At 59.5% G+C, this 26535-nt stretch carries 24 protein-coding genes; 3 read left to right on the forward strand and 21 right to left on the reverse strand.

The genetic code is table 11. From position 1 onward, the window contains the following. The first annotated feature begins 159 nt into the window (after nucleotides 1-159). A complete protein-coding gene (locus AC3WL8_RS30230; protein WP_492379466.1) occupies nucleotides 160-801 on the forward strand; it encodes a hypothetical protein in 642 nt (213 codons plus the stop codon). A gap of 144 nt (nucleotides 802-945) precedes the next feature. Continuing rightward, nucleotides 946-1557: a hotdog family protein gene (locus tag AC3WL8_RS30235; protein ID WP_492379467.1), complete on the forward strand. Its 612-nt coding sequence runs from the start codon at nucleotides 946-948 to the stop codon at nucleotides 1555-1557. A 152-nt stretch (nucleotides 1558-1709) separates the two neighbouring features. Here AC3WL8_RS30235 and AC3WL8_RS30240 read toward each other — a convergent pair whose 3' ends face one another. From AC3WL8_RS30240 to AC3WL8_RS30255, 4 genes are all read right to left on the reverse strand, one after another. After that, a complete protein-coding gene (locus AC3WL8_RS30240; RefSeq protein WP_492379500.1) occupies nucleotides 1710-2009 on the reverse strand; it encodes a tripartite tricarboxylate transporter substrate-binding protein in 300 nt (99 codons plus the stop codon). Nucleotides 2010-2327: 318 nt separating this feature from the next. Further along, nucleotides 2328-2888, reverse strand: coding sequence for a hypothetical protein (locus AC3WL8_RS30245; protein ID WP_492379468.1), 561 nt, complete (start codon nucleotides 2886-2888; stop codon nucleotides 2328-2330). 284 nt (nucleotides 2889-3172) lie between these two features. Continuing rightward, complete coding sequence (locus AC3WL8_RS30250; RefSeq protein ID WP_492379469.1) at nucleotides 3173-4228, reverse strand: tripartite tricarboxylate transporter substrate binding protein; 1056 nt, start codon at nucleotides 4226-4228, stop codon at nucleotides 3173-3175. 78 nt (nucleotides 4229-4306) lie between these two features. Then, nucleotides 4307-5731, reverse strand: coding sequence for an MmgE/PrpD family protein (locus AC3WL8_RS30255; protein WP_492379470.1), 1425 nt, complete (start codon nucleotides 5729-5731; stop codon nucleotides 4307-4309). Nucleotides 5732-5986: 255 nt separating this feature from the next. Here AC3WL8_RS30255 and AC3WL8_RS30260 point away from each other — a divergent pair, with 255 nt between their 5' ends. Then, the gene (locus AC3WL8_RS30260) at nucleotides 5987-6946 is read left to right on the forward strand and encodes a LysR substrate-binding domain-containing protein (protein WP_492379471.1); all 960 of its coding nucleotides are present in this window, start codon (nucleotides 5987-5989) and stop codon (nucleotides 6944-6946) included. A 164-nt stretch (nucleotides 6947-7110) separates the two neighbouring features. Here the strand turns inward: AC3WL8_RS30260 and AC3WL8_RS30265 are convergent, their stop codons facing one another. From AC3WL8_RS30265 to AC3WL8_RS30345, 17 genes are all read right to left on the reverse strand, one after another. Beyond that, nucleotides 7111-7587 (reverse strand): tyrosine-type recombinase/integrase, encoded by a 477-nt coding sequence (locus tag AC3WL8_RS30265; protein WP_492379472.1) that lies wholly within the window; start codon nucleotides 7585-7587, stop codon nucleotides 7111-7113. Beyond that, a complete protein-coding gene (locus tag AC3WL8_RS30270) occupies nucleotides 7588-7851 on the reverse strand; it encodes a hypothetical protein (protein WP_492379473.1) in 264 nt (87 codons plus the stop codon). A gap of 172 nt (nucleotides 7852-8023) precedes the next feature. Further along, complete coding sequence (locus AC3WL8_RS30275) at nucleotides 8024-9277, reverse strand: MFS transporter (RefSeq protein WP_492379474.1); 1254 nt, start codon at nucleotides 9275-9277, stop codon at nucleotides 8024-8026. 445 nt (nucleotides 9278-9722) lie between these two features. After that, a complete protein-coding gene (locus AC3WL8_RS30280; RefSeq protein WP_492379475.1) occupies nucleotides 9723-10871 on the reverse strand; it encodes an IclR family transcriptional regulator in 1149 nt (382 codons plus the stop codon). Between the two features lie 20 nt (nucleotides 10872-10891). After that, nucleotides 10892-11494 carry a helix-turn-helix domain-containing protein gene (locus tag AC3WL8_RS30285; RefSeq protein ID WP_492379501.1) on the reverse strand — a complete coding sequence of 201 codons (603 nt, stop codon included), beginning with the start codon at nucleotides 11492-11494 and terminating at the stop codon, nucleotides 10892-10894. A 295-nt stretch (nucleotides 11495-11789) separates the two neighbouring features. Further along, nucleotides 11790-13205, reverse strand: a complete 1416-nt coding sequence (locus AC3WL8_RS30290) for an MmgE/PrpD family protein (protein WP_492379502.1) — start codon at nucleotides 13203-13205, stop codon at nucleotides 11790-11792. 71 nt (nucleotides 13206-13276) lie between these two features. After that, nucleotides 13277-14251 (reverse strand): Bug family tripartite tricarboxylate transporter substrate binding protein, encoded by a 975-nt coding sequence (locus tag AC3WL8_RS30295; RefSeq protein WP_492379476.1) that lies wholly within the window; start codon nucleotides 14249-14251, stop codon nucleotides 13277-13279. A 130-nt stretch (nucleotides 14252-14381) separates the two neighbouring features. Further along, a complete protein-coding gene (locus tag AC3WL8_RS30300) occupies nucleotides 14382-16028 on the reverse strand; it encodes an acyl-CoA dehydrogenase family protein (RefSeq protein ID WP_492379477.1) in 1647 nt (548 codons plus the stop codon). 39 nt (nucleotides 16029-16067) lie between these two features. Then, the gene (locus tag AC3WL8_RS30305) at nucleotides 16068-17294 is read right to left on the reverse strand and encodes a CoA transferase (protein WP_492379478.1); all 1227 of its coding nucleotides are present in this window, start codon (nucleotides 17292-17294) and stop codon (nucleotides 16068-16070) included. 18 nt (nucleotides 17295-17312) lie between these two features. Then, nucleotides 17313-18527: an acetyl-CoA C-acetyltransferase gene (locus AC3WL8_RS30310; RefSeq protein ID WP_492379479.1), complete on the reverse strand. Its 1215-nt coding sequence runs from the start codon at nucleotides 18525-18527 to the stop codon at nucleotides 17313-17315. 67 nt (nucleotides 18528-18594) lie between these two features. After that, entirely contained in the window at nucleotides 18595-19560 is a 966-nt protein-coding gene (locus AC3WL8_RS30315) for a tripartite tricarboxylate transporter substrate binding protein (protein WP_492379480.1), read from the reverse strand. 65 nt (nucleotides 19561-19625) lie between these two features. After that, nucleotides 19626-20870 (reverse strand): CaiB/BaiF CoA transferase family protein, encoded by a 1245-nt coding sequence (locus tag AC3WL8_RS30320; protein ID WP_492379481.1) that lies wholly within the window; start codon nucleotides 20868-20870, stop codon nucleotides 19626-19628. A 70-nt stretch (nucleotides 20871-20940) separates the two neighbouring features. After that, entirely contained in the window at nucleotides 20941-22134 is a 1194-nt protein-coding gene (locus AC3WL8_RS30325) for an acyl-CoA dehydrogenase family protein (RefSeq protein ID WP_492379482.1), read from the reverse strand. Nucleotides 22135-22156: 22 nt separating this feature from the next. Beyond that, nucleotides 22157-22729, reverse strand: a complete 573-nt coding sequence (locus AC3WL8_RS30330) for a MaoC family dehydratase (protein ID WP_492379483.1) — start codon at nucleotides 22727-22729, stop codon at nucleotides 22157-22159. Beyond that, nucleotides 22635-23519, reverse strand: coding sequence for an HpcH/HpaI aldolase/citrate lyase family protein (locus AC3WL8_RS30335; protein WP_492379484.1), 885 nt, complete (start codon nucleotides 23517-23519; stop codon nucleotides 22635-22637). Before AC3WL8_RS30335 ends, AC3WL8_RS30330 begins: the two co-directional genes overlap by 95 nt. A 143-nt stretch (nucleotides 23520-23662) precedes the next feature. Beyond that, the gene (locus AC3WL8_RS30340) at nucleotides 23663-24451 is read right to left on the reverse strand and encodes an enoyl-CoA hydratase-related protein (RefSeq protein ID WP_492379485.1); all 789 of its coding nucleotides are present in this window, start codon (nucleotides 24449-24451) and stop codon (nucleotides 23663-23665) included. After that, nucleotides 24448-26454, reverse strand: coding sequence for an AMP-binding protein (locus AC3WL8_RS30345; protein ID WP_492379486.1), 2007 nt, complete (start codon nucleotides 26452-26454; stop codon nucleotides 24448-24450). The genes AC3WL8_RS30340 and AC3WL8_RS30345 overlap by 4 nt, the downstream gene beginning before the upstream one ends. Between the last annotated feature and the right edge of the window lie 81 nt (nucleotides 26455-26535).

Here is a 26535-nt window from a genome sequence, read left to right on the forward strand (position 1 = left end):
CTTATTGAAAACGGTTGAGAACAGGATAGGCGCCAGAATGAAGCGATTTACAGTATGTTTCCGGCGGACATGTAGATCGCCTCGCAGTCCCTCGATGGCGGCGGGAGCCATCGGGTAGCTATCATGCGTAGCCAGAGCAAATCGTTCCGAGCGCTTTCCATGGCGTTTTCCAAACTGAAAAAAGAGGTTCGGGCGGTAACGAAGGTGGTGCATGGGGACGCCATGAAACAGGTAAGCAATGGTGATGAAAATTACCTGGTGCACGTTTCAGTCCTTATCAACGAGCTCATCGAAAAGGCTGATGCACGTGGTCAGGTCATATGCTTCGCATCTGCCGCAGAATTCGGGCTGTCGCTTTACCCGCAAGGAGAGCGTTACAGACAGGCTGCGGTGGACACGGGATCGGACTCCGTCCTCGCTCTTTACTGGGCAGCAATTCGTCGCATGCATAAGCAGAGAAGCGAACCAGGCAAGAAAATGGATACTGGCGCTGCGCGGTCGGACAACAGCCTTGCTTCCTTTGCCGCCGCCGACCGCTCGGTCAACGGACAGGGCGGGAGTGGTCCAATGTGGCCCACCACTGAGTTGTGCCGACTCTGCGAGCATCTTAGAGTCGATTCGCGCTGCGCCAATGGTCACGATGCGTTGCATCCGATCTCGGGCAAGTATTTTCGCAGGGTTGGGCAGAGCTTGTTCTTTGAAGCACAGGGATACCAATGCAGTGCTTGCAAAGCGATGTGGACGCAGTACAAGCATTCTTCGGACCTCTTTGCGATGTGGGCTATCAAGAAAGGCCAATAGTACATTCTTGAGGCTCCCCGTTTGACGAAGGGCATTGCCTCATCGGTCGGTGGGCGTTGATTCGCACAGATTCCTCGCCCTCGCACAGCAGAGACAACGCGTGAGCGCCGCTAGCGTCTCACAATGATTACCGAAGGACTTCCAATGCCAGTTGCTGCTGCCGGCCGATACTTCGAGGATTTCGGCGTCGGATACACTTACCTGCACGTCACCAGAAAAGTTGTCAGCGATGCCGATATCGCCTCGTTCACCGCCATTCCGGAACAGTTTCAATCGCGCGGCCAGAACGCCTTGCATGGCCAGCCACAGGCGATCCACAGCTTTTTTCCTGTGCACTGGGCATGCCACGTCGGCATCGGTGTTCTGACACGCGGGACGAGTCTGGGTGAACTCAAAATCAGCGACGTGAGGATAAAGCGTGCTTTATGCTACGCGGACACGTTGAGCGCAGAAAGCGAGGTGCTAGATCTGCGAGGAGCAGACGGCCGTTCCGATGCCGGCTTCATCGAATTCGAAGTCCGCGCTTATAACCAGCGGCGCCAGCTGGTGGCCAAGTTTCGTTGTACTGCACTGGTCAAGAAGAGGGCGATGGGAAATTTGATTTCATTGCGGCCTAAAATAGCACGGACCGCCGGCGTCGTGGGCGCGCGGGCAGTAACGGTCTTGGACGAGATATCGCTATTGTTGATTGGAAGCGACGGCACCTGCCGCGCGTCGCGCAGTAGCCATAGCGATGATCCTTTGCCACGCTCGTAACTGGCGGCGACGCAAGCATTTCCCATCGGATGGCCCGGCCCTGTAGTGTTCTCACCAATCAGCGTTTTGACCTTTTCGTTCACGGCCTTGTTCTACGTCCGAATTTCGCTGCGGGTCATTTCATTGGTCTGCTTTGGCGTCAGGTTCCGCCTCTACACGGAAAAAACTGGACATGGCATCGTAAGCGGCTGTGAGCCGGCAGCCTCGCGCACAATGTCGCGGATGGTCGTCACCACCGCGGGCGTCGTCTGATTCGGGATGTAGACCGCGTACCAGGCGGTCATGTTGAACTCTGGTATGCCTTCTTCCCGTAGCGTTGGCAGTATAGGAATCCGGCGCTCGCTCGTGACCGCAGCGCCGCGTACGCGCCCGCTCTGCCATTGGGCCTTCGCGGTACCTGCATCGACGAAAATCAGCCGACTTCGCCAGATGCCAACGCGGTCATTGCCGATGCCGTGGCCTTGTAAGGCACGGTGAGATGCTTGATTCCGGCCTTGGCGTTCAACATCTCGCACGCCATGCGCCGCGTTGTGCAGTCTATTGCGCAGTGTACTTTCCGAGACTCTTGCGTGCTGCCTCGATGAGCTCGCGTCCAGACATGGATCCTGTGCTGGCGCCGGGATTCATCACGAGTGCGGTCTTGGTTAGCCCAGCCACAGGGGCGAAGTCGTTCAGTGGAAGGTACTTCAGATACAGAATGATGACTGGATTCAGAGTCTACGACGAGCTGCTCGTCACCATCAGGGTGTAACCATCGGGCTGGGACGACATCAGCGCACGTCCACGATGGATATCTCGGCGCCGGGCTTGTTCTCCACCACCACGTTAAGTCCCGCGTCATCCGCCATGCCCTTTCCCGACGCGCGCGCCAGCATGTCGACGGCACTGGCGGCGCCCGTGCCGACCATCCTCTTGATCGGGTTGCTTTTGTCGGGGTAGCATTGCGCCGCTGCGCCAACAGCACTCGCCACCGCTAGCACACAGCCGAGCAGTAGCCGCCTTGCGCGTCTGCTGCGATGGGCGCATCGCCAACGTTCCGCCCGCACACCTTGTCGTTTGCTGCCGACGGCTATTGCTCCGTTCAGCTTGGCGACGTCGCCCGCGGCGGCGAAGGCGGCAAGGGACGATGGCGCTGACGCGCGGTCAGCGTAGCAGAGGGTTGTGGTGCGGTGGCTTGTGTAGCGCTCATTCCCGCGGGCTCCTGAGTGTATGGGGCGGCGGCTCATAGCCGAGGACAAACCTAGGGCCACGGCAAGTACGCCTGCCCGGCGTATCTTCTGCGGATTGGCGTGCGTTGTATTGCGCTCGGTGATTTTCTCAAGCACTGGCATGGCGTCGCGCCGCTGACCGCGATGACTCATCTCGCGGTCAGCGGCACCGTGGAACTCTGGTTGGACACCAGGCCACGTCGCCGGGACGGATTGCCTGTACCGGCTTGGCCCACGCCAGTTGCTACGCCCGACGCACGCCAGCGCTGTGGTAGCCATGTAGCGGGGGCGACCCGGCACGGCAATCGTTATCAGCGCCATCTGCTGAAGAATGGTGTCATGCCCGCCATAGCACCGGGGTTTTGGTCGTCAGGTGAGCCCGCGTTGGGCCGGCGTCCGCTCACGGATCAGTTGGCTAACCTGACGTTTTCGTTCACAGCCTTGGTCCAGGCCTGGATCTCGCTGCGGGTCATGTCGTTGATCTGCTCCGGCGTCAGGTCGAGCCTTTCCATGGCGTAGTTGGACATGGCCTCTGCGAACTGCTGTGACTTTGCGGACTTGCGTACGATGTCGCGGATCGTTGCCACCACCGCGGGAGGCGTCTGGTTCGGGATGTAGACCGCGTACCAGGCTGACATGTTGAAATTGGCCACACCCTCTTCCCGCAGCGTCGGCAGGCCGGGCAGGGCCGGAGTCCGGCGTTCGCTCGTGACTGCCGCGCCACGCACGCGCCCACTCTGCCACTGAGCCTTGGCCGAGCCCGCGTCGACGAAGATCACGTCGACCTCGCCGGAAGCCAGCGCGGTCATTGCCGCGGCAGTTGCCTTGTAGGGAACGGTAAGAAGTTTGATACCGGCCGTGGTATTTAACATCTCGCAGGCCATCCGCTGTGTCGTGGAACCGGTCGCGCAGGTGTACTTCCCCGGGCTCCTGCGTGCGGCGTCGACAAACTCGCGTGCAGACATGGCGCCGGTGCTCGCGCCGAGATTCATGACGAGCGCCGTCTTGGCTAGGGTCGCCACCGGCATGTAATCTTTGACCGGGTCATACTTGAGATGCGGGATGATGACGGGATTCAGCGTCTGCGACGAACTGCTGGTGACCATCAGGGTGTAGCCGTCTGGCGGCGACGACATGAGGGCGCGCACCCCGATGGACAGTTCGGCACCAGGCTTGTTCTCGACCACCACGTTGAGTCCTGCTTCATCCGACATGCTCTTGCCCAGCGCACGCGCCAGCATGTCGACCGCACTGGCGGCACCGGTGCCGACGATCATCTTAATCGGCCTGCCCTTGTCCGGGTAGCCTTCCGCCCAAGCGGCTCCTGCCGCGCTCGCTAAGGCCAGCACACAGCCAAACATGATTTCCCTCGCGCCCGGACTGCGCCGGAAGCCGCGCGAGGATGCCGCCGGTATGCCTTGCCGCTTCCTGATGACGGCTGAAGTGAAGCTCTTTGCCCTCATGATTCTGTCTCCTTTGGTTTGATTAATTTTTCGATGAGTTGGACTCGCGGCACACTGGCGAGTGAATTGAGCCCTCCCCTATTGCTTCGCCAGAAGCTGGACGAGTTCGCCGACGTCCGTCATCGATTCAATCCTCCATAAGCGGTTGACGAACTGGTCGACATTCCGCTCCGAAATGACGCCCTCGGCGTTGCGTGCAAACTTGGCAATGAGTTCCTCGTTCGTCATCGTCGTCGCCGGCTCGGGAGACGGGCTGCCTTTGGGATAGCGCCGTTCCGCCACAAAGGTCTTGCCGCGCGCTCGCACTTCAATGCGTGTGGGGCGGCTGGCCGCGTTGCTGGTCAGCAGCGTCTCATAGTCTGGATGGACCGCGCATTCGATCTTGTCCATCAGTGCCACCACGGAAGGATCGAATACCACCTCCGGCGATTGCCACGCCTTGCCGGGCGGAATCCGGTGCGCGCCGACCGACAGTCCATGCGCGATGCTGAATTGCGCCTGCGTCACGTGCTCGATCTTTCGATTCAGCCATAGCGGCTGCATCACAAAGCCCTCCACCCATGCCGTGATTCCTTCGATCTCCGCCGGCCGGATATCGTTGCCTTCCAGGATCTCGGCCAGCGCGTCGAGCGGCGCATGCAGGATGCGACAGTGTGGATATGGCTTATAGGCCTGCTCGGCGGGGAATCGCCACGCACTGCCCAACTCGGCGGTGATGTGCTCGGGCGCCCAGCGCGAGCTTCCGATCATCCTGCGCCAGCCACACTCGGGATCGTCGAGCAGCTGCACATCACCGGTATGGCCGAGTTCAGCGAGCCATGCGCCGGTCATTGCAGTCTGCACCAGCGCGCCGGCGACGGCGTATTTCACCGATGCCGTCGGCATGTGTACCGACCACGACCACTGCGCATTGACCGGCGACATGCTGCCTGTGATCCCGATGGCATTGGCCAGCGTCTCGCTCGAATAGCCTTTCACTCTGCCGATCGCCGCGGCCGCGCCGAACACCGTGCTAGAAAAGCCGTTCACCGGCGGCGGGCAGATCTTGCCGTCCTTGATATCGCGCAGGTAGTCCAGCGCCTTGCCGATGCGATTCGAGATCTCATGCCCGATCGCGACGGCACAGAGCAGGTCCTTGCCCGAGCGCCCTTGCGCCTCCGCCTCGGCTAGCGCACCAGGAATCACGTAGGGACTGACATGCCCCGGCGGGAGAATGGCGTCAAAGTCCAGTGCGTTAGTCAGCTCTGCATTGGCAAACCCGGCTGCAACGGACGACACGCGCTCGCTGGTCCCGATGATCGTGGCCTGCGAGCCCGGCGTCCCGGCGCCCATCCTGCGGGCGAAGGCGACGCCGATGGTTCCCTTGGAATGGCTGTGACCAGCCAGCGCGCATCCGGCAGCGTCAAGCAGCAGGCGCTTGCTTTCCTCGATGACGGGGCCCGGAAGGTCTTCGACGCGGGTCTCGGAGGCAAAGGCCGCCAGCTTTTCCACAATGGTGTTCATGGTTTCTCCTGAGCCGTGGCACGGCTCTTATTGTTCAGGATGTATCGATCGAAGCATGCGCCGCGACAGTCCGCTTATCGCTGGCGGCCAACCAGAAGCCACCGCAGCATAGGCTTGAATGCCTGTTTTCCCTAGGGAAAATCCCCATCCGCCGCGCTTTCGAAGAATTGTGTAGACTGGCGTCTGACCAGTCCAATCGCAAATTTCCATCGGACGATCACTTTTTCTTATCGTCGATTTGCCGAGGCGATCCATATGGAATTCAGACAACTGCGCCACTTTGTCGCCTTAGCGGAAGACATGCATTTCGGACGCGCCGCGGAGCGGCTGTGCATCAGCCAGCCCGCCTTGAGCTCGAGTATTGCAAGGCTGGAAGAGCACTTCGGTGTTCGGCTGTTCGACCGCGACAGCAAGAAGGTTCGCATCACGCTCGCCGGCGAACTGATGCTGAAATCCGCGCGCGAGATGCTGAGCCACGCGTCGCGCACAGAGAGCTTTTCGCGTTCACTGGCCGAAGGAAAAGCGGGCCGTATCGAAGTGGGGTTCTCGGGTCCGGTGCTGCAAGGCGGTTTGGATCAGGTCATCCTGGACTGTCGCCACGACCATCCCGAGATCGAGATCGTCATGCGGGAGACGACATCGCAAAGCCAGACCGATCTCGTCCGCTCCGGCAGGCTCGACGCAGGCCTGTTGAACTTCCCGGTACCTCCCACAGGACTGGAGTATATCCAGCTGTTCGAGGACCGCTTCGTCCTATGCCTGCCCATTGGACATCCCTTGACCCGCCGCATGACGATCGACATCGAGCTGTTGCGCGACGAGTGCTTTGTCATACCCACCCGCGATCGAGCTCCGAATACCCATGATCAGCTGATCGGGGCGTGCGCCATGGCGGGCTTCTATCCGCATATCTCGTTTGAATCGGAAGGCGCAATGAGCACGCTGCATCTCGTCTCGCGCGGGTTGGGCATCGGCTTCGTGCTTGAGTCGCTCGCGCATATCCCGTTGCCGGGCGTCGTCTTCGTGCCATTGAGCCAGATCCTGCCACGCCGCTACGCGTATTTCGTCTGGGATGCCGAACGCATGCCCCCGGGGCTGGAGGCCTTGCTGGGTGGCATCCGGCGCTTTGCTTCGTCGCGACCTGCGTCTCGCAGAAGCGAGCCGCTCCCTGATGCCACTTCCAGTATGCGGAACGCTTCGGCATGGTCAGAGTGAACTGGCGTCGAAGATCACCATTCGTGCGAGCCGCGCTCATCATTCATGCGACCGTCACTGCCGAGGATAATCAATCGTGCGACGGTGGCCTTTCAGTGCGAAACAACGTTCCGGTGGGGCGTTGCGTACGCTCTTCGAAGCAGCTGAATAAAATTTTCAAGCGCTTATAGAGGTGCCAGCAGCAGGTCGTTTCGAGCTTGCCGGGATGTTGGACGTACAGTGAAAAGGTCGGATCCAGCCACTCGCGGCCGATGAGAGCGCAGAAACAAACCCGTTCGACCGCGGGCAACCGGCCTGACGAACTTCAGATAACGTTTGAGTATGCGGGTGGCCTGAATGGACAACGGAAGGAGAAGCTCCGAATGGGTCTTGCGTTGCTGCACGCGCAAAGTCCTTTGCGCCCAGTCGATCGAGTCCAGCTGAAATGCGGCGATCTCCGCAGGTCGCAAGCCGTAGTGCGCCATCAGATAGAGAATCGCATGGTCGCGGCAGCCAATCATGCTTGCCCGATCGATGGAACGAAGTGGTGCGAGGACGTCGTTCCAGGGGAGTGCGCGTGGTGGCAGTTCGTCGCTATACGCACGCGGGATGTCGATCGTTCGGGTGCGCTCGTGGATATAGCCACAGGTGTACAAGACCAATCAGAATGACCGCAGATGCGCGGCCACCTGTTGCAAGCTCTGCCCGCTCATGTGCTCACCCGAAACCGCCACAAAACGATCCACGGTTTGGATCGACAGTTCCGCAAGAGGAGTCTCCGGGGAAACCGCGTCGAGCAAAAAGGCCATGGCCGTACGCATGTGGTTGCGGACGGCCGAAGCCGACATGCCGCGTTGATCGACCAGCGAGCCGCGGTATGCATCCAGTACCGCGTCGAAGCGCCCAGTGCAAGAAGAGGGTAACAAGTCACCTCGCGTCAAAAGGAAACGCTCGAAGCGGTGCTGAGTCCCATAGGGGACCCCCCCCTTCGGACTGCGGAGATATCGTGGACCTGAGGCAACTGAGCTTGTCTCTCAGCAGGGATGCACCGGCCTCCTCAGTACACGTCTCGCTATGGGCTTGGTGGAAAAACTGCCCTCAGCCGCTATGACCCAGTTGCCGGGAATATCGGGCTTTCATCCAGATGTTGTATCCCGCGCCGCAGGCTAGCAGAACGGCCGTACCCAGAAAAACGGCCTGCATGCCCAGCGCCCCTCCTACAACGCCTCCGACAAGCGGACCGGCAACTTGACCGGCGCATTGGGCGGATGTCGAGTAACCGAGCATATTGCCGGCTATTTTGTCCGGAACACTATTCCGGATGACGCTCGCCACGCAAGGCAATAGTCCGCCTAGGGCGATGCCCATCAGGAAGCGTAGAACAACCAACTGCCAGGCCGAGTTGACGAATGCTTGCGGAACGAGAAGCACTGCAGCGACACTTAGGGACCCGATGATTACAGTCCAGTGCCCAACCCGGTCAGCCACTTGGCCCAGACGTGCTGCTGAGAGAATGCTGCCCAGTGCCGTAGCGGACATTGCGAAACCCGAAACAATGGTGACCTGGTCCGCGCGATGCACGAGCTGCGCGACATATACCGTGATGATGGGCTCGATGGACATATTGGCGAACATCAGGAGGAGCCCAGTTGCGAGCATCGCGCACAGCGGTCCTCTGGCAGGTATGGCAGCCCAGCCGCCCTCCGCCTTCTTCTGCATGTTCGTCTCATGAGTGATATCTTCACGGATTAAAAAAGCCGTGCCAAGGAAGGCGACGAAGATAATAGCGCCCGCCGCGAGAAAGGTCTGCCGTATGCCCATAAGAGGGGCTAACGCTCCTCCGACCAACGGTCCAACTAGATTGCCAGCCATGACGCCTGAGGCAAGCATGCCCAGCGCCCACCCCACGCGTGCCTTGGGAGTTTGTGTCGCAACAATAATGGTCGAGCCCGATGAATAGCCGCCGAGCAGGCCAGCCAGGAGTCGCAGCGCAACCAGTTGCCAGATGTCGTGAGCCATCCCGATTAGGGACATCGCGATGGCCATGCCAAGGCTTGCTCGCATCATCATCAGCTTGCGTCCATACTTGTCTGCCAGACGTCCCCACAGGGGCGCCACCAGAGCAGCCGTAAAGAACGTAGAGCCGTATGCGACTCCCGACCATCTAACAATCGAGGCGTCGTCGTGGACTCCAAGCTGTTCCACGTACAGCGGCAGGAACGGCAATAGTATTGTCATCGCCACGACGGTGGTGAATGAACCGACGATGCAAACAGCAAGGTTCTGTCGCCAGTGAGGATTGAACGTATCGTCTTCGTCGAATTTGACTGCTGATTTTGTTTTCGTGAGCATTCTTGTCGTTACCTACCAATGGCAAGGCCTTGTGGCTAGCCTCTCGCCATCAACCACGGTAGAATCGCGGGATTTTCCATAGTCGGATGACCACCTTGCCAAGCGCTTGGCGCATGTAGCGCTTCATACGGCAAATCTTCAGGGTAATTTGCAGACTCACTTGCTCCAAGTGGTATTCCGCGAGGCCGCCCTTCGCTAATGACGCTTTGCCTTTCAGCGCTACGCTCTGGCGGCGTCGCCATCGTCCTGCTTAAAGCAACCTTAACGGTAATGAGCACGAGCGCGATGCGTCCTTTCGACATGTTATCCCTCCGCTACGCGTATTTCAGGGCGCTGACAGTCTTCGCATGCTCGGACAAGAGCTTGACCGACTTGGGTGCAAGCGAGCCCTGATTGTCTGCGGGCCCACCCTAGGTCGTGACGGCAAGGTCCTGACCTTGTCCAGTCAGGGGCAGAACAAAGATTCGCGGGAGTGTATGCGGGTGTCTGGCCGCATAGCCCGCTTGCGGCTGTGGAGGAAGCTGCGCTGGAGATTTCGCGCGTCGACGCTGACGCCGTTATCGCCGTCGGAGGACGGCTCCGCCATAGTAACGGCTAGAGCCGCGAGCATCCTGATGGCGGAACAGCAACCGGCGAGAGCCCTTTGTACGCAGCGGAATGACGCTGGCGAAATGGATAGTCCGAAGCTTCTCGTACCGAAGTTACCGCAACTTGTCATTCCGACCACTCCAACGACGACCACGTCGACACGCTCAGGGTAAAACTCCCGTGCCGGCATACCACAAGCCAAAACGAAAATTTCCTCGCTTCCTGGTGTGACAACGGGCACGGCGACTGCACCCACATCACGCGCCAAGATACACACTGAGGCGCAGTATCCCTTGCTCAAGTATTCGAGCCTGGTCTTTTGCAGGTGCCGCTCAAACGAAGACCATCGGACTCCGTAGTGCAATTGCAGTCGTTGCATCAGTGGCGATGCCTCGCTCGCGCTGAGTGCGCAAACGAGGGCAAGACCGGAGGCAGACCTGCAGATTGGAAGTTGTCCGCCGACGTCCATATGAACTGCGTTAGGATGGTACGGACTGATGACGTTCTGAACGATTTGAAGCCTATCGCCGGCCCGAACACTGAGAGCCGCGTAGACATCTAACTCGCTCGCAAGTCGAGCCAATTGTGGCTTTGCCGCGCGAACTGGAACCCTGGCAAATGCGCTCGCAACTCCCAAGTTCATCGTCAGCGCGGTAAGTCGCAGTCTTCCCCGATGACGCTCGCGCACGAGATAGCCGCGCTCGAGGAGCACAGCGGAGAGCCTGGTGACATTTTGGCGAGTCAGTCCGGACCGCTCTGATAGTTCAGCATTAGTCAGCCATGTGTCGGTAGTCCTCCAACATTCCGGCAACGTGAGGCCATGAGCAAAGGCATCAACGAAATCCGAGCCGGGCTGCTGGCGCGCGGGAGCCGATTTGCGCACGGAACCGGTATTAAGTTCCGTTGCCCCTGCAGCTGAGCGGCGCGAAACAATTCCCGAGAGGCGTGAGTCGGCTACCGAGGGACCTGATATTTTCCAAATGCTTTGAAGCGGCTTGGCATCCATGACGCCTGCCCTCCTGATAGCTAGTGGTTTGGAAGGGCAGCCGCTAACCGGACTAGGTGTGCTCCTAGGCTATGCAACTCGTCCATATTCGGTGGACTCGTTTTGGGCACCTTCAACGTGAGCACAAAGTCCCCAACGTGTTCGAACCGTACACTCATGGATGCCGACAATTGGTGGGCAGATTCTCTCCAACGATAGCACCAACCTGCCGTAACCAATTGCCTGTGCCATGTGTCGTCAACGGGCGTCCCATTACCGTGAGCGAACTCAAAGCAAGCATTTGATGGAGACAATCCAGGATGAACGGTGTCTTCGGTTCCGTGCATCGGGGCGGCGCTGCCGGCGGTGGACCAACGAAGAACTGAGGCCATTCTGCTTCCGATTTTCGCTTCGAGCACGGCCTCACCGTCCGTTTCGGCGAAGAATTTCTGGAAGAGCGGTGTGTGCCGGTTTAGGCCCAGCCCTGCTAACATAGCTCGACCCGGGCCTGCACTCGAAAATGCTGGCACGTAACTGCCATTGTCCGTGCGGCTCAGATAACCCATCGCCTCGAGCGTATTCGTCAGTCGCGAGACAGTTGCCTTAGGCAATCCAGTGCTTGCGACGACATCTTGGTTGCGCAGGGGGGCGACCGGCGGTGCCCAACGTTTTCAGCACTGCCAATCCGCGCTCGAGTGAGGTAGCTCTGTAGGGTTTCGATGGCATGGCGGAATCCGAAAAGAGGCTTACCTCGTGCAACGCTCACAGGCAACGCCTACAACGACGCAACAGCGACATGCGGGTGTCAACTGGCGCCGAGGAACGACTTGCTAAAGAAAAGCATGGCGAGACCGGACTTCTGTAACCAATGGCGACGTCGGGCGCTATAAGACACATATCGCGCTCGACACCGTCACCGTCACACCGTTCTACTTACGGTCAAGTCCGTGCAACAAGCTTCATGACGTTCGTGAAGCTCGACACCCTCTCCAGTGCCAGTACTTCATTTACAACGCCATCGGCGGCCCCTTCAGTAATCACTCCACTGGCGTTGTGGCGGAATTTCTGAACCAGTTCCTCCGTGGTCATCCGACTCACCGGGTCGGGAGAGGGGCTGCCCTTCGGATAAAGTCGTTCGGCAACAAAAGTCTTCCCACGTGCGCGTACTTCGACCTTTGACGGTCGAGCGGAACCATGTGCAATCAGTTCCTTGACGTAATCAGGGTGCACTTCGTGCGTGACCTTCTCCATCAACTCCATAACCGAATGGCTGAATACGTTCTCCGGTTCTTGCCATGCACGCCCCAGCGGCAATCGATGAGCACCCATTGCAATGCCGTGGGCGATGCTGAATTGCGCGTCGTGCACATGTTGAATGTCTCGTGTAAGCCATACTGGCTGTTCAACGAAACCTTCAACGAATACCTTGATACCCTCAATCTCTTCGGGACGGATATCGTTATTCTCTACAATTTCCCTGACACAATCCAACGGGCCGTGGAGAATTCGGCAGTGGGGATAGGGCTTGTAGATTTGCTCGTTGATGAATCCCCAGCGCGTTCCTAGTTCAGCGGTGATTTTCTCTGGCTCCCACTTGCGAGTGCCGATAAACTTGGCGAACCCGACTTCACTGTCGTCCAGGATTTCCAAGTCGCCGCGATGCCCCAGCTGTCCCATATGCGCCGCAGTCATCGCTGACTGGACCAGCGTACCCGCCATCAGGTACTTGATGGTAGTACTAGGCGCATGGCGGAAGTAGGACATCATGGATTGCGCCGGTGGAATACTTCCGGCAATCCCTAGCGAATGAGCTAAGCATTCGACCGATTGACCTTGCAGCATGCCGATTGCGGCTGTTGCGCCGAAAATCGTACTGCTGTAGCCGAAGACCGGCGGAGGAGAGACTTTGCCGTCCTTGGTGTCCCGCAAGTAGTCCATCGCCTTTCCCATGCGCCACGACATTTCGTGCGCCACGGCGACAGAGCGGATGACGTCTTCCCCGGAGCTTCCGAGTGTTTCACCAAGTGCGAGAGAGCCGGGTAGGACGTACGGTGTGACATGGCCGGGAGGCACCACAGCGTCCATGTCAAGTGCGTTAATCAGTTCACCGTTGGCAAACGCCGCACCGAAGATGGAGACCCGGTGTGGCGTGCCGATAATGGTTGCGTCTCCGGACACGCCCATCAGTCGTCCGTATTCAATGCCGATGCGACCCTTAGGATTGTCAATCCCGGCCAGGGCACAGCCAAGGGAGTCGAGAATGAGGCGTTTCGCCTCTTCCGTGACCGCGCTCGGAATATCACAAAACCTGGTATTGCTTCCGAAGCTCGCCAGTTGCTCGATAATCGTGCTCATCATTGCCTCTAATTGTTTGAATGACAGCGTGCGTGTAACCCGTCCGCAAGTAAGCTACCTTTCGGAGATATTCACGACGATTTGGCCAGCTGCACAATTCGCTTCCATTGGGCGTCCTCGAGCGACATCTCGGCCAGGAATTTCTGGTGGTCGGCGATATCTACGGACATCGACTGCTCCGTGCAGAAGTCCTTGAAAGCCTGTGTGCGGGCGATGCGTACCATTTCTGCGGACAGCTTTTCGACTATCGCAGCTGGCACCTTCGCTGGCGCCACCGCGCCAATCAACGACGAAACGTTATAGCCTTGCACTCCCGTTTGCGCGACCGTCGGCACATCGGGAATCGCAGCCCAGCGCTCCAGACCCGTGACGGCCAAGGGGCGTAGCTTACCGGCTTTGACCATTGGAAGGACGCCTGGTGCCCCTTGGCATGTAAGGTCTACTTGGCCTGCGACCACGTCCGTCACCGCGGGGGTATTTCCCTTGTAAGGGATATGCTTGGCATGGGTCTTCGTCATACTGTTCAACACGACGGTACAAAGGTGCGAGGTGCTGCCTGCGCCTCCGGACCCAAAGGTAATCTCACTAGGCCTTTTCCGCATTGCTGCAATGAGGTCATTCAGTGTCTTATAAGGTGAGTCCGCCCTTACGACAAAGCAAAGCGCTGAGTTGCAAATCTTCGTGAGTGGGGAGAAATCCTTTACGGAGTCGAAGGGGCTCGGTCCATCGATATACAGCCGGGCGGTAAAGTGGGGAACGCCTATCATTAACACGGTATACCCATCTGGCTGGGATTTCGCGACGACATCGGACCCAATCAGGCCTCCCGCACCGGCCCGATTGTCAATAATCACCGGCGACTTAAGGCTCTTCGTCAGCGCCTCGGCCATGAATCTAGAAGTGAGGTCGATAGTTGCGCCTGGTGACGCGGGCACGACCATTCGGATAGGCTTCGAAGGATACTGTTCAGAAAAGGCGGAGCCGCCCCAAGCAGAGGCTCCCAGAGCGCCTGCAATCTTCAGGAATTCGCGTCTTGCAATCATCATGTCTCCTTGCTAATCATAGTTATATTTGCATGCCGACTTACGAGTATTCGGGCCATTCTTCATGGCAGCCTGTTTAATCAGCCTCTGACTGAACACTCGCATCCCTTTGACGCCTTCCCTCACGGGGCGCCTAGCGTTTCCCCAAAAGACCACGCCCTATGACCTGTGCTTGAATCTCCGCGGCACCTTCGAAAACGTTCAGGATGCGTGCGTCACACAGGACTCGGCTCATTTCGAATTCGAGTGCGTAACCATTGCCACCGTGAATCTGCACCCCAGCATCTGCGTTGCTCCAGGCCACGCGTGCTGCCAGCAGCTTCGCCATGCCGGCTTCAATGTCACAGCGGTGGCCCTTGTCCTTCTCGGATGCGGCAAAGTACGTGATTTGCCGCGCCATCGTGGTTTCGGCAATCATCATGGCGAGCTTGTCGCTAACCCGAGGGAACTCAACGATGGGCTTAGCAAATTGCTTGCGGTCGTTGGCGTAGCGCCATGCCAGTTCGAAGGCACGAGTCGCTACACCAACGGCCCGTGCTGCAGTTTGGATGCGGGCGCCCTCGAACGTTTGCATCAGTTGACGGAATCCCTGGCCGCGCTTTCCACCGAGAATCCCGTTCTCAGATACACGGAAGTCGTCAAAGCCAATGGCGTACTCTTTCATACCGCGATACCCGAGGACACCAATCTCGCTTCCTGTCATGCCCTCCGCCGGAAACGGCTCGCGGTCATTGCCCCGCGGCTTCGCTGCCAGAAGCATGCTAAGACCGGCATGGCCCGCGACGTCAGGCTCGGTGCGTGCCAGCACTGTCATCAGGTCACTGCGCGCCGCATGAGTAATCCAGGTCTTGCTACCATTGATGCGCCAGCCATCATCGGACTTCGTTGCGCGCGTCCGCAGGGAGGCCAGGTCCGAGCCAGCGTCTGGCTCCGTGAAGACCGCCGTTGGTAATACTTCGCCTGACGCAATGCGGGGCAGCCATTCCGACTTTTGTTCCGGTGTGCCAGCACTGGAAATCAGCTCACCTGCGATTTCCGACCGCGTACCCAGGGACCCCGCTGCAATCCAGCCCCTGCTCAGCTCCTCGGTGACGATACACATGGCGAGTTTCCCCAAGCCCATGCCGCCGAACTCAGGGTCGATGCAGACGCCGAAGGCGCCAAGGTCCCCGAGTTGGGCAACCAGCGCATCCGGAATCAGCTCATCGGCAAGATGCCATGCGTGCGCATGAGGCACGATTTCGTGTTCGGTGAAGCGTCGGAATTGCTCACGAATCACGTCAAGGTCTTCATCGAACACCGTGTCCGACACTTCTGCGCCCTGAAGATACTCGGACACCAGCGCTGCACGCGCGTCCGGGCTCGCGCCGTTCCCAATGAACCATGCAACGCTCGCGTCGCTCCACAATTTCGCCGCGCCGTCGCCAAGGCCCAGTTCATGGGGGCGGAAAATTTCACTCTGCGACATCGGGATGCCGCTCGCGACCTGATTGAGGTATTCGGCCACACCCACGCGCAGCGCCAATTCATCGACCTTCTTAAGGCGTCCCTGCTCAGAGAGCCGGGTGGCCCAATTTACGGTCTGAACCACTGCTTCGACGGTTGTAGTCACCCAAGCCAGACCATGGACCGCACGCTGATTCTGTTCAACCAGACGGGAATCAACCCGGTCATTGGCGATGCAAAGCTTTGCTACGGCGGTGGAGGCGGCTTCCGCGTATTCGTGCACCAACGGGACGATGGCGTTTGCGTGCTCAATGAAGGTTTCGTGTCTTGACATGGTGCTTAGGCTCCCGGCTGCAGGGATGCCGCTAAATGATTACCGTTGTTCGGGACCGGCGATAATGCCGGCGTCGTGAAGCTTGCCGATTTGCGTGGGCGAGAGACCGAGCACGCCGTCAAGCACTTCATCAGTGTGTTCGCCCAGGTGGGGCGCACGGGTAACAGGCTTACGCGTCGCCGCATGGAATTTCGCCATAGCGCCCGGTGCCGGATATCGGTCGCCACTCGGATGCTCGATAGCGGTGAAGAGGTCTTGCTCGGTCGAGAAGCGTGGCTCTTCTTCCAAGGCATGGCGCAGTGTCCGGTACGGCGCCCAACAGACCGCGTTTGCGTTGAAAATCTCCCCGACTTCGCCCAAGGTGCGGCGTGCGAGTGCACCCTCGAACAGTGGGAACAAGGCGTCGCGGTAGCGAAACCGCATTCCTTCATCGCGCTCGAAGGAGGTCTCGAGCGATGCTTCCAATGTTGAGATGGCTGCACCGAGCTGTAGCGCCTTCACCAGTCCCGACCACTGCCTGGCTGTAATGGCGACAACCATCACGCGATGGCCGTCAGCCGTCGTAAAGTCTCGCCCGAAGGCACCGAACAGGTCGTTCCCTTGCCGAGGGCGGTCTTCGCCAGTCAGAACCTCGGCAATCTGTCCCATGTGGCCGACGGAGGCCAGAGCGACATCGGACAGTGGCACCGTAACTTCCTGGCCGTGCCCTGTGTCACGCCGATACCGTTCCGCGGCTAGTAGCGCGAATGCAGCATACGAACCGGTCAATAGGTCCCATGCCGGCAGTACATGATTGACGGGCTCATCGCCATTCTTTGCTGAGCCCGTCATATAGGGCAGGCCGATTGCGGCGTTGATTGTGTAGTCGAGAGCCTGCGCGCCGTCGTTCCAGCCCATGATGCGCACTGTAATCAAGTCCGGACGCCGAACACGTAGCGTCTCATGCGAGAGGAAGCCGTCCTTTGGGAAGTTCGTTACGAAGAGCCCACCTTGCGGTCCACTCGCTGTAATGATGTCGACAGCCAGGCTCCTCCCCTCGGGTCGCGCGAGGTCGAGCGCGATTGACTTCTTTCCCTTGTTCAGTCCTTCCCAGTAGTAGCTGTGGCCCCGGTCTGACACGGGCCATCGATGGAAGTCCGGACCGCCTCCTATGGGGTCAATGCGGAGCACATCAGCACCGAGTTGCAGCAGGTGCAGCGCGCAGGAGGGTGCGGCGATGAAGGACGCACACTCCACCACGCGCATGCCACTGAGGATTTGGTACATAGTCCGGACTCCGTTGCTTCAGTTCACGCGCTCGAACACTGCGGCCAGCCCTTGACCGCCACCGATGCACATGGTTTCAAGGCCATAGCGTGCATCTCGTCGCTTCAGTTCGCGCAGCATCGTCGTGAGAATGCGCACGCCAGTGGCCCCGACAGGGTGACCCAGCGAAATGCCAGACCCGTTCACGTTGAAGCGTTCGAAATCCGAGTTTGCGAATCCCCAGGCGGTCGTGCAAGCGAGGACCTGCGCTGCAAAAGCCTCGTTGAGTTCGACCAGGTCCATGTCCTTGAGGGAGAGGCCGGCCCGGCGCAGCGCCACTTCTGTGGCAGGAACCGGTCCGATGCCCATGCGATTTGGCTCCACGCCGGCTACGCCCCAGCTCACGAGTCGGCCGAACGGGCGCAGGCCGAGCGCCGCAGCTTTCTCGGGCGTGGTGACGATACATGCCGCAGCACCATCGTTCTGGCCACTCGCATTACCCGCAGTCACAGTTGACTCCGCATCCTGCTTCAGCCGAACGGCCCGCAGTGAGGCAAGACTCTCCATGGTGACGTCAGTCCGGGGATGCTCGTCCTGGTCCACCATCTTCGTACCGCTCTTCACCTTTGCGGCAACAGGAACGATTTCTTCTTGAAACCGACCGGATTGCTGAGCAGCGACAGCACGCGTATGTGACTGGAATGCCAGCCAGTCTTGCGCTTCACGCGTGATGCCGTACTCGCGGCGCAGGTTCTCTGCGGTCTCCAGCATTCCGCCCTCCACCGGATAGTGGCGGCCGCCAGAGGTAATACGTCCTCGTGCAATGCGGTCCCACAGTGGGGATGAGTCACCACGTAGTCCGCCCGAGCGAGCGCCGAGCACATAGTGCTCTGCTTGGCTCATGCTTTCCGCGCCGCCAGCGATGACCAGGTCAGCTGCGCCGGTTTGAACACGCATTGCGGCGTCAATTACCGCTTGCAAGCCGGAACCGCAGCGGCGGTCGAGCTGCAGACCGGGAACCCGAATGCCAAGCTCAGCGTCGAGGCTTGCCACTCGGCCGATGGCCGGCGCCTCTCCGTTGGGATAGCATTGCCCGAAGATGACGTCGTCAATCTCCTTCGGGTCGAGTTCCGTGCGACGGACCAGCTCTCGCAGGACCGTCTCCGCCAATGTAGCGGCCGGAATATCCTTGAACACTCCGCCATATCGGCCGACTGGCGTGCGCAACGGTTCACAGATGACTGCTTCTCTCATACAGACCTCATTCATCGTCTAAAGGAATAACGTTGTTTGATGCGCTTCAGCGCATGAGATACGCAAGCTATGTGGCCTTAGGCACGGCCAGGGCAACAAGCTTCTTCCATTTCTCGGACTCCGCGGTCGCGTTCGCGCGGACAGTTTCTGCATCCTGGACGTCGACTTCGGAACCCTGTCCATGACAGAAGGTCTTGAAGGCCGGCGTCTTTGCTGCCTGGGTCGACACACGGGATAGACGCGTGACAATGGCTGCAGGTGTCCCACTGCGGACCATCATCCAAATCGGCGACACAAGCTCATAACCCTTGAGCCCGGCGTCATTCAGCGTCGGCACGCCGGGAAAGTGGCTGGAGCGGTTCAAACTGGTCACCGCCAGAACCCGCAGGCGTCCTGCTTTCACTAATGGCAACGCCGTCGACACTCCGCAAAATCCAATATCGACTTGCCCACTCGCCGCGTCCAGCGCCACCTGGGCCGGCGTCTTATACGGGACATGGTTCATCTCGATTTTCGCCATGCTGGTCATCAGGGCACCCGCCATATGCGACGTGGTGCCGTTCCCGGACGAGCCATAATTCACGCCACCCGGCTTGCGTTTCGCCGCTGCGATAACTTCTTCCACCGTGGAATACGGCGAACTGGCCGATGTGACCAGAACCAGTGCAGACATCGCTAGGCGAGCAATAGGGTCAAAGTCCTTCACTGCGTCATATGATGTCTTTTCAACCCAAGGATTCGAATAGTGCGATGCGAATGTACATAAGAGCGTGTATCCATCCGCCGGCGCTTTGGCAACGAAGTCAGTGGCAATATTGCCGCTTGCACCAACTCGGTTTTCAACGACGAACGAACCGCCCAGCACCTTCGACAGCTCCGCGCTCATGTAACGCGCTACGCCGTCTGTCCCGGAGCCCGGGCTGACGGGAACGACCACACGAACAGGCCGCGCGGGATAGGTCTGCGCAAGTGCGGACAGTGGATTTGCTGCCAGCAGCGGAAGCAACTGCAGAATCGTACGGCGCGACGGCATTTTCGTTGTCTCCTATTGGCCCGTCTGAAAGCGGGTCCATATTTTCTTCAAACGGGCGCCATCAGTCAGACGACGCCCGATTCCCGCAAGTCCTTAATCTCCTGCTCGCTAAGCTTGAGCAGCCCGCCATAGATTTCTTCGTTGGAACCGCCCAGCGCCATGGTTGGCTGGTCAAATTGCGACGGCGTAGCCGAGAAACGGATTGGCAGGCCCATCCCCACAGCCCCGATGGGGCCGAACGCGGGGTGCACCAAGTCCATCAACGCGCCGCTTTCGTGAAGACGGCGGTCCTGCAGAACTTCGTCGGGCGTCCGCACAGGGGCACACGGTACTCCGCGCCGGTCCAGCAATTCCCGAACCACGTCTTTGGTGCTATTCGCCGACGTCCATGCTTGGATAACCTGGTTCAGTTCCCCTGCGTTACGCATGCGTGGACCGCGTGTGCTGAAGCGCGGGTCGTCCAGCAGCTCCGGCCGGCCGACAGTTTCCAGAAGTGCCCGCATCCAGTCGGGCTGAAACGCGACAATGGCGACATTCCCGTCCTGAGTCGGATACACGCCAAAAGGTGCAAGTCGGTCATGGTAGTTGCCGGTACGCGTGGGGTAGCCTTCGCGCCCCATGACGTCGAAATGTTCCTCGGCGACCCAGGAAGCCAAGCAGTCCAACATCGACACCTGCACATGCTGGCCTTCGCCGGTACGGCCACGGTGAATTAACGCCGCCAGAATGCCGTTGACCACATACATTGGCGCGACCATGTCGGCGATGGGCAAACCGCATCGAGTCGGGGGGCCGTCCGCATAGCCGGTCACTTCCATCAAACCGCTGAGGGCTTGAACAATGATGTCCATGCCTTTCAGACCCGGGAATGCACTCGGCTCACCCATCGCCTTTACCGACGCGTAGACGATGCTAGGATTGCGGCGCCGGACTTTCTCATAGTCAACGCCCAGCTTCGCAGTAGTGCCTTCGCTGAAGTTTTCCAGTACTACGTCGGATTGCTCTACCAACTTCATGAACAGTTCGCGACCCTGTTCCGACTTGAGGTCGAGCGTAATGCTCTTCTTGTTTCGGCCCCGATTCAGGATGGTGAGCGAAACCTCGCCGTCACCCCGCTCGCCAAAGTGAATACCGTCGCTATTAACGAAGGGAGGATTCGTACGTGCAATGTCTCCGCCCCCGGGCGCTTCCACGCGAATCACCTCCGCACCCATGCCGCCCAACATCAGCGACCCATATGGCCCGGCCAGAGCCACCGTCAGGTCTAGTACCCGGATTCCTTGAAGCGGACGCGCTTGACTTGCTACCACTTTTTTGTCTCCACTATTGCTGTCCAGGCCGTACAACGACCTGGACGCTGGTGTTACCTCGAGAAGCGCTTCAGTAGGACTTCGGAAGCCCCAGCACCTTGTTCGAGATGTAGTTGCAGACCATCTCCTGGGAAATCGGGGCCAGACGAAGCAGCCGCACTTCGCGCCACAGACGCTCGACGTGGTACTCCTTGGCGTACGCATAACCGCCATGCGTCTGCATGGCCTGGTCGCAAGCAAGGAAGCCAGCCTCAGCGCCCAGATACTTGGCGGTGTTGGCTTCCGCGCCGCACGGTTGATGGTTGTCGTAAAGTTCGGCGGCCTTCAGCGCAAGCGTCTCAGCGGCGGTCAGGCGCATCCAGCACTCGGCGAGCGGGTGGGCTACCGCCTGGTTCTTGCCAATCGGGCGGTCGAAGACGACGCGCGAGTTGGCGTAATCCACGGCCAGATTCAGTGCGGCGCGGCCGATACCGACACCCTCCATCGCCACCACCACACGCTCAGGGTTCAGGCCGTCAAGCAGGTAGTAGAAGCCTTTGCCGACTTCCCCAACCACGTTCTCCTCGGGCACTTCCAGGCCATCGATGAAGACTTCGTTGGAGTCGACCGAGGCGCGGCCAAGCTTGTCAATCACTCGCACGTCACAGTGCTTGCGGTCCATGTCGGCAAAGAACAGCGTCATGCCGTCCAGCGGACGCTTTTCATCGCGCGGCGAAGTGCGTGCCAGGATGAGGTACTTGGTAGCGTTTTGCGCGTTCGTACTCCACACCTTCTGCCCGTTGATGACCCATCGGTCGCCCTTCTTTTCAGCGCGAGTGCGAATGCGGGACGTATCCACCCCGGAGGTCGGCTCCGTTACGCCAAAGGCCATCAGCGTCTCGCCCTTGGCAAGGCCAGGGAGACTGCGCGCCTTCAGGTCCTCGGAGCCGTGACGCAGAATCGGAGCCGGAGGGAAGATGTAGAAGTGAACCGCTGAGGCTCCGCTCATGCCTGCACCAGACGCTCCGACTTCCTGGAGCATGACTGCTGCTTCGGTCAGTCCCAGGCCCATGCCACCATACTCTTCCGGCATCATGATGCCCATCCAACCTGCTGCGGCGAAGGCTTTGACAAAGTCCCACGGGTACTTCTCTTCCTTGTCGCACTCGCGCCAATACGAAAGCGGATACTTGTTGGACAGCGTGCGGGCGGCCTCGCGGACCTCGCCGAGTTCTTGTTCGCGCTGCAGCTTGGCTGCGTAAGAGGCCGAGATAATTTCTGCCATGTTGCTTCTCCTTAATCGTGCTTTACTGCTTCGGGCGCAGCATCATCAGTCCGGTGCGCACCGCAACGCATACTTCCTCGTCGCGCTGGTTCAGCCCGACATGGCGGAAGGTGACGATGCCAGAGTCGGTGCGGCTCTTCGACAGTCGCGCACTGACGATTTCGGTCCGCACGCGAATGGTGTCGCCGTGAAAGGTCGGCTTGGGGAACTTGATTTCCTGAAAGCCCAGGTTGCCAAGCGTCGTGCCCAGCGTCGTCTCGTAGACCGTGACACCTGCAACCAATGCCAGCAGGAACATGCTGTTGACCAGACGCTGGCCGTAGATGGAGTCCTTGCAGTACTCCGCGTCGATGTGCAGGGGAGCGCAGTTGTACGTCAGGGCGGAGAACAGCACGTTGTCCGTTTCCGTGACGGTACGGCGGATAGCGTGCTCGACCACGAGGCCTTCGCGACAGTCTTCGAAATAGAGTCCAGCCATGTTTTTTTGTCTCCTAGATGAATCAGCCGTTGAACGATTTGGCGAGCGCGACGATTTCGCGGGCCGTCTTGACGTGTGCGATGTCGATATGCTCGCCGTCGTAGATAGTGGAAGCACGCCCGCCTGCCTGCGCTTGCTCGAGCGCGGAAATCATGCCCTCGTAGTACGCGACTTCTTCGGCAGAAGGGCTGTAGACTTCATTGACGATTGCCACGTTGGAGGGATGAAGGACAAGCTCACCAACCATGCCGAGACCACGGTCGTGCAAGGAAGCCTTTTTCAGCCCGTCGAGGTCATGCACCTGCTGCCACAGGCCCCCGATGGGTTGCTTGCCCGCAGCGCGCGCCGCCATAACGGCACGCGACTTAAGGTAGAGCGTTTCACGGCCGTCCGGTGTCCAGACATAGCCGAGGGCACGGGCCACATCCGCGTTCTTTGCCGTGGCGCCGACAATGGCGGCGACGCGCTCGCGCGTGGCAATTTCGTAGGCGAGTTCGAGCGAGCGTGCCGTTTCGAGCAGGGGAATCACTCGAGTTGAGCCCAGAGGTACGCCGTTGCGGAACTCGGCTTCGGACAGCATCATCGACACGCAGTCGACGTCTTCCGGGCCACCGGGCTTCGAGATGACAATCCCTTCGAGATGTGGGCCCACGACGGCGACGATGTCCTCGAAGTCATACAGGTACGGGCTGCGATTGATGCGCACAAACACGCGCTGGCCTTGCTCAGCCAGCCAAGCCAGCTTGGAGCGAACGATTTCGCGCGCTTCTACCTTCAGATTGACAGGAACGCTGTCTTCCAAATCGAGAATCAATGCATCGGCCTTGGCCGAAACCGACTTCTGAATCCAGTCGGGCTTATTGCCCGGCACGAAAAGCATTGACCTGATTGGCTTCATGGGTGTCATCGAGTGTCTCCTGTATGAAATCCGACGTGTTGGGTATGAGGAAGCGGTTCACTATGCGGCGCGCACTTTATGGACGAGTGCTCTCCCGCGGCTGTAAATCCGCGACTACAGCAAGTTCTGGGGAAGAACGACGCCGAGCTTTACTACTTCATGTACCGTTGAAAATCCGGTGTACGCTTTTCCAGGAACGCACGCACACCTTCGCGAGACTCTTCGGTGTCGTACATGTAGGACAAGGTCTGCATTCCCATCCAGCTAATCCCGCGGATGCTTTCCGTGTCCGCGTTAAACGACCTCTTGGCGATGGCGATGGCCGAAGGGCTGTGCTCGAGAATCCGTTTGCACCAGTCCTCCACCTCAGCGTCCAGTTCGGCGTCGGGCACCACGGCGTTGACAAGTCCCATCGCCTGCGCCTCCCGCGCGGGGTAGCGCTTGCAGAGGTACCAAATCTCGCGCGCCTTCTTTTCACCGACGATACGCGCGAGATATGCAGTACCGAAGCCGGGGTCGACGGACCCAACTCGCGGCCCCACCTGGCCAAAGGTCGACGACTCGCTTGCAATCGTCAGGTCGCAGATTGTCGCCAGCACGTTTCCGCCGCCGATTGCGTAACCGCGGACGCGCGCAATCACCGGCTTTGGGACGTCACGAATCGACGACTGTAGCGCCTCGATTTGCATGCCAATCGAGCCGCGACCGCCGTACTGTCCAGTATGCGCGCTCTGGTCGCCTCCCGTGCAGAATGCCTTGTCGCCCGCACCCGTCAGCACAATCACGCCTACGTCGCGGTCCCAGCCCGCAGTACTGATGGCATCAACCAGCTCATCGACGGTTTGCGCCCGCATCGCGTTCATCACCTTAGGGCGGTTGATGGTGATGGTGGCCACACGATTGGTGGCTTCGTAAATGATGTCTTCGTAGGTCGTTTTCATTGCTTCTCCACGGGTTTCACGAGCCCACGGGCGTCGGCCGCCGCAGCAATCGCCTTGAGGGTCTCCGGATTCGCCAAGGACGACAGGTCTCCGGCGTCCAGACCCAGGCATGCGGCACGTACGGCGCGTCGCATAATCTTCATGTTGCGAGTCTTGGGAAGGTCATCGACAAATAGCACCGCGGTCGGCCGAAAAGCGGTGCCGAGGCCTGAGACAACAGCAGCAGACAACGCCTTCTCCGTTTCGGGAGCCGCGGGCACATTGGGCATAAGAGTCGCGACAAGACCCACTGTTTCTCCCTTGACCGTATCCGGAATACCAATTGCAGCCACTTCCGCGACCTGCCCGGTTGCCATAACCAGCGTCTCGATTTCCGATGGTCCAGTGCGCTTTCCAGCCACCTTGAGCGTGTCGTCGGAGCGCCCAAGCACATACCAGAAGCCGTCCTCGTCAATTGCCGCTCTGTCACCATGGACCCACACGCCTGGCAAGCGACTCCAGTAACTGCTCAGGTAGCGCTCGCGGTCGTTCCACAGGCCACGGGTCAGACCAATTGACGGTGCGCGAAGGACGAGTTCACCAACGCCCCCGGGGCCGATGGAATCACCTTTCTCATCCACGATGTCGGCGCCCATGCCGGGTACCGGGCCCGCAAATGCGCAAGGCTTCAGGGGATGAATGACGGTACCGGTGACAATTCCGCCGCCGACTTCGGTGCCGCCCGAGAAATTGATGATGGGCTTGCCGCTTCCACATACGTGCTCGAACATCCAGCGCCATGCATCTACTGTCCAAGCCTCCCCGGTAGACAACGCGTGGCGCAATGCGGACAAGTCGTGGTTATCGACATCGGCGCCACCGGCCTGCATGAAGCTTCGAACAATGGTCGGGGCGATGCCCAGCACGCTAACTTGATGCTGCTCCATCAGGCGCCAGAACCGGCCGCGGTCCGGATAGTCATGCGCACCTTCTGCCATGACGATAGTCCCGCTGAGCTGGGTCGAGCCGAAAATCAGCATCGGCCCAACAAGCCAGCCCATGTCGCTCAACCACATCAGCCTGTCTTTCGCGCGGTAGTCGGCGCACAAGCCCATGTCCAATGCCAGCTTTGCCATGAAGCCGCAGTGCGAATGCACCGTTCCCTTAGGCTTGCCAGTAGTGCCCGAGGTGTACATCAGCATCACGGGAGCTTCGGCCGGCATTTCGGTGGTGGACGTGTCATCAGGTTGCCCTTCAGTCAATTCGTGCCACCAGTGGTCAATGCCCGCTTCCCACGCGACGTCAACGTTTCGGTTGCGTAGCACAACCACATGCTTCAATGTGGGAACATCGGCGCGCGCGGCGTCAATGGTGTGCTTCATCGGTGTCGGCTTGCCGCGCCGGGTGCTTGCGTCAGCGGTCAGCACAGCTACCGCGCCGCCGTCGCGCAGACGTGCTGCGACAGCATGTGCGCCGAATCCCGAGAAGAGCGGCAGTACCACGCCGCCGATTTTCGCGATAGCGAGGAGCGCGGCAGCTGCTTCGGGAACCATCGGCATGTAGACGCCGATGACGTCCCCCGGACGACAGCCAATCTCACGCAGCCCAGCCGCAAGCCGGCATGTCTGCGCATTGAGTTCGGCATAGGTCCAGCGCCGCACGTTGCCGTCTTCACCCTCCCAGACGACTGCTTCTTGCGTGTCCCTTTCCGTCCCACGGTAGCGGTCCAGGCAGTTCAGCACGGCATTAGTCGTGCCCTCCGTGCACCACTTCACCCACTCGATTCCCTCGCTACTATCGAAGACGTCTCGATACGGCTGATAGAAGCGAAGGTCCATGTGGCTGATGAGAGCGCTCCAAAATTCCTTCGGTTGCTTCGTCGCCAGGTCCAGCAACTCCTGATAGCCAGTAGGGTCGGCGCGCCCGATACCGAGGCTACGCATGAAACCCGCGAGCGCACTCGCCTGTGCGGCATCCGGCTTCGGTTGCCATACGACATCGTACGCATGCCAGGTCGCTTCCATTAATGTCTCCGAGATTTTTATATTGCTATTGATTCGATGCTAGTAGAGGCGTACGCGAGCCTCAAGCGGTGAATTGCGAGA

The organism is Cupriavidus sp. FW305-F7 (assembly GCF_058782875.1).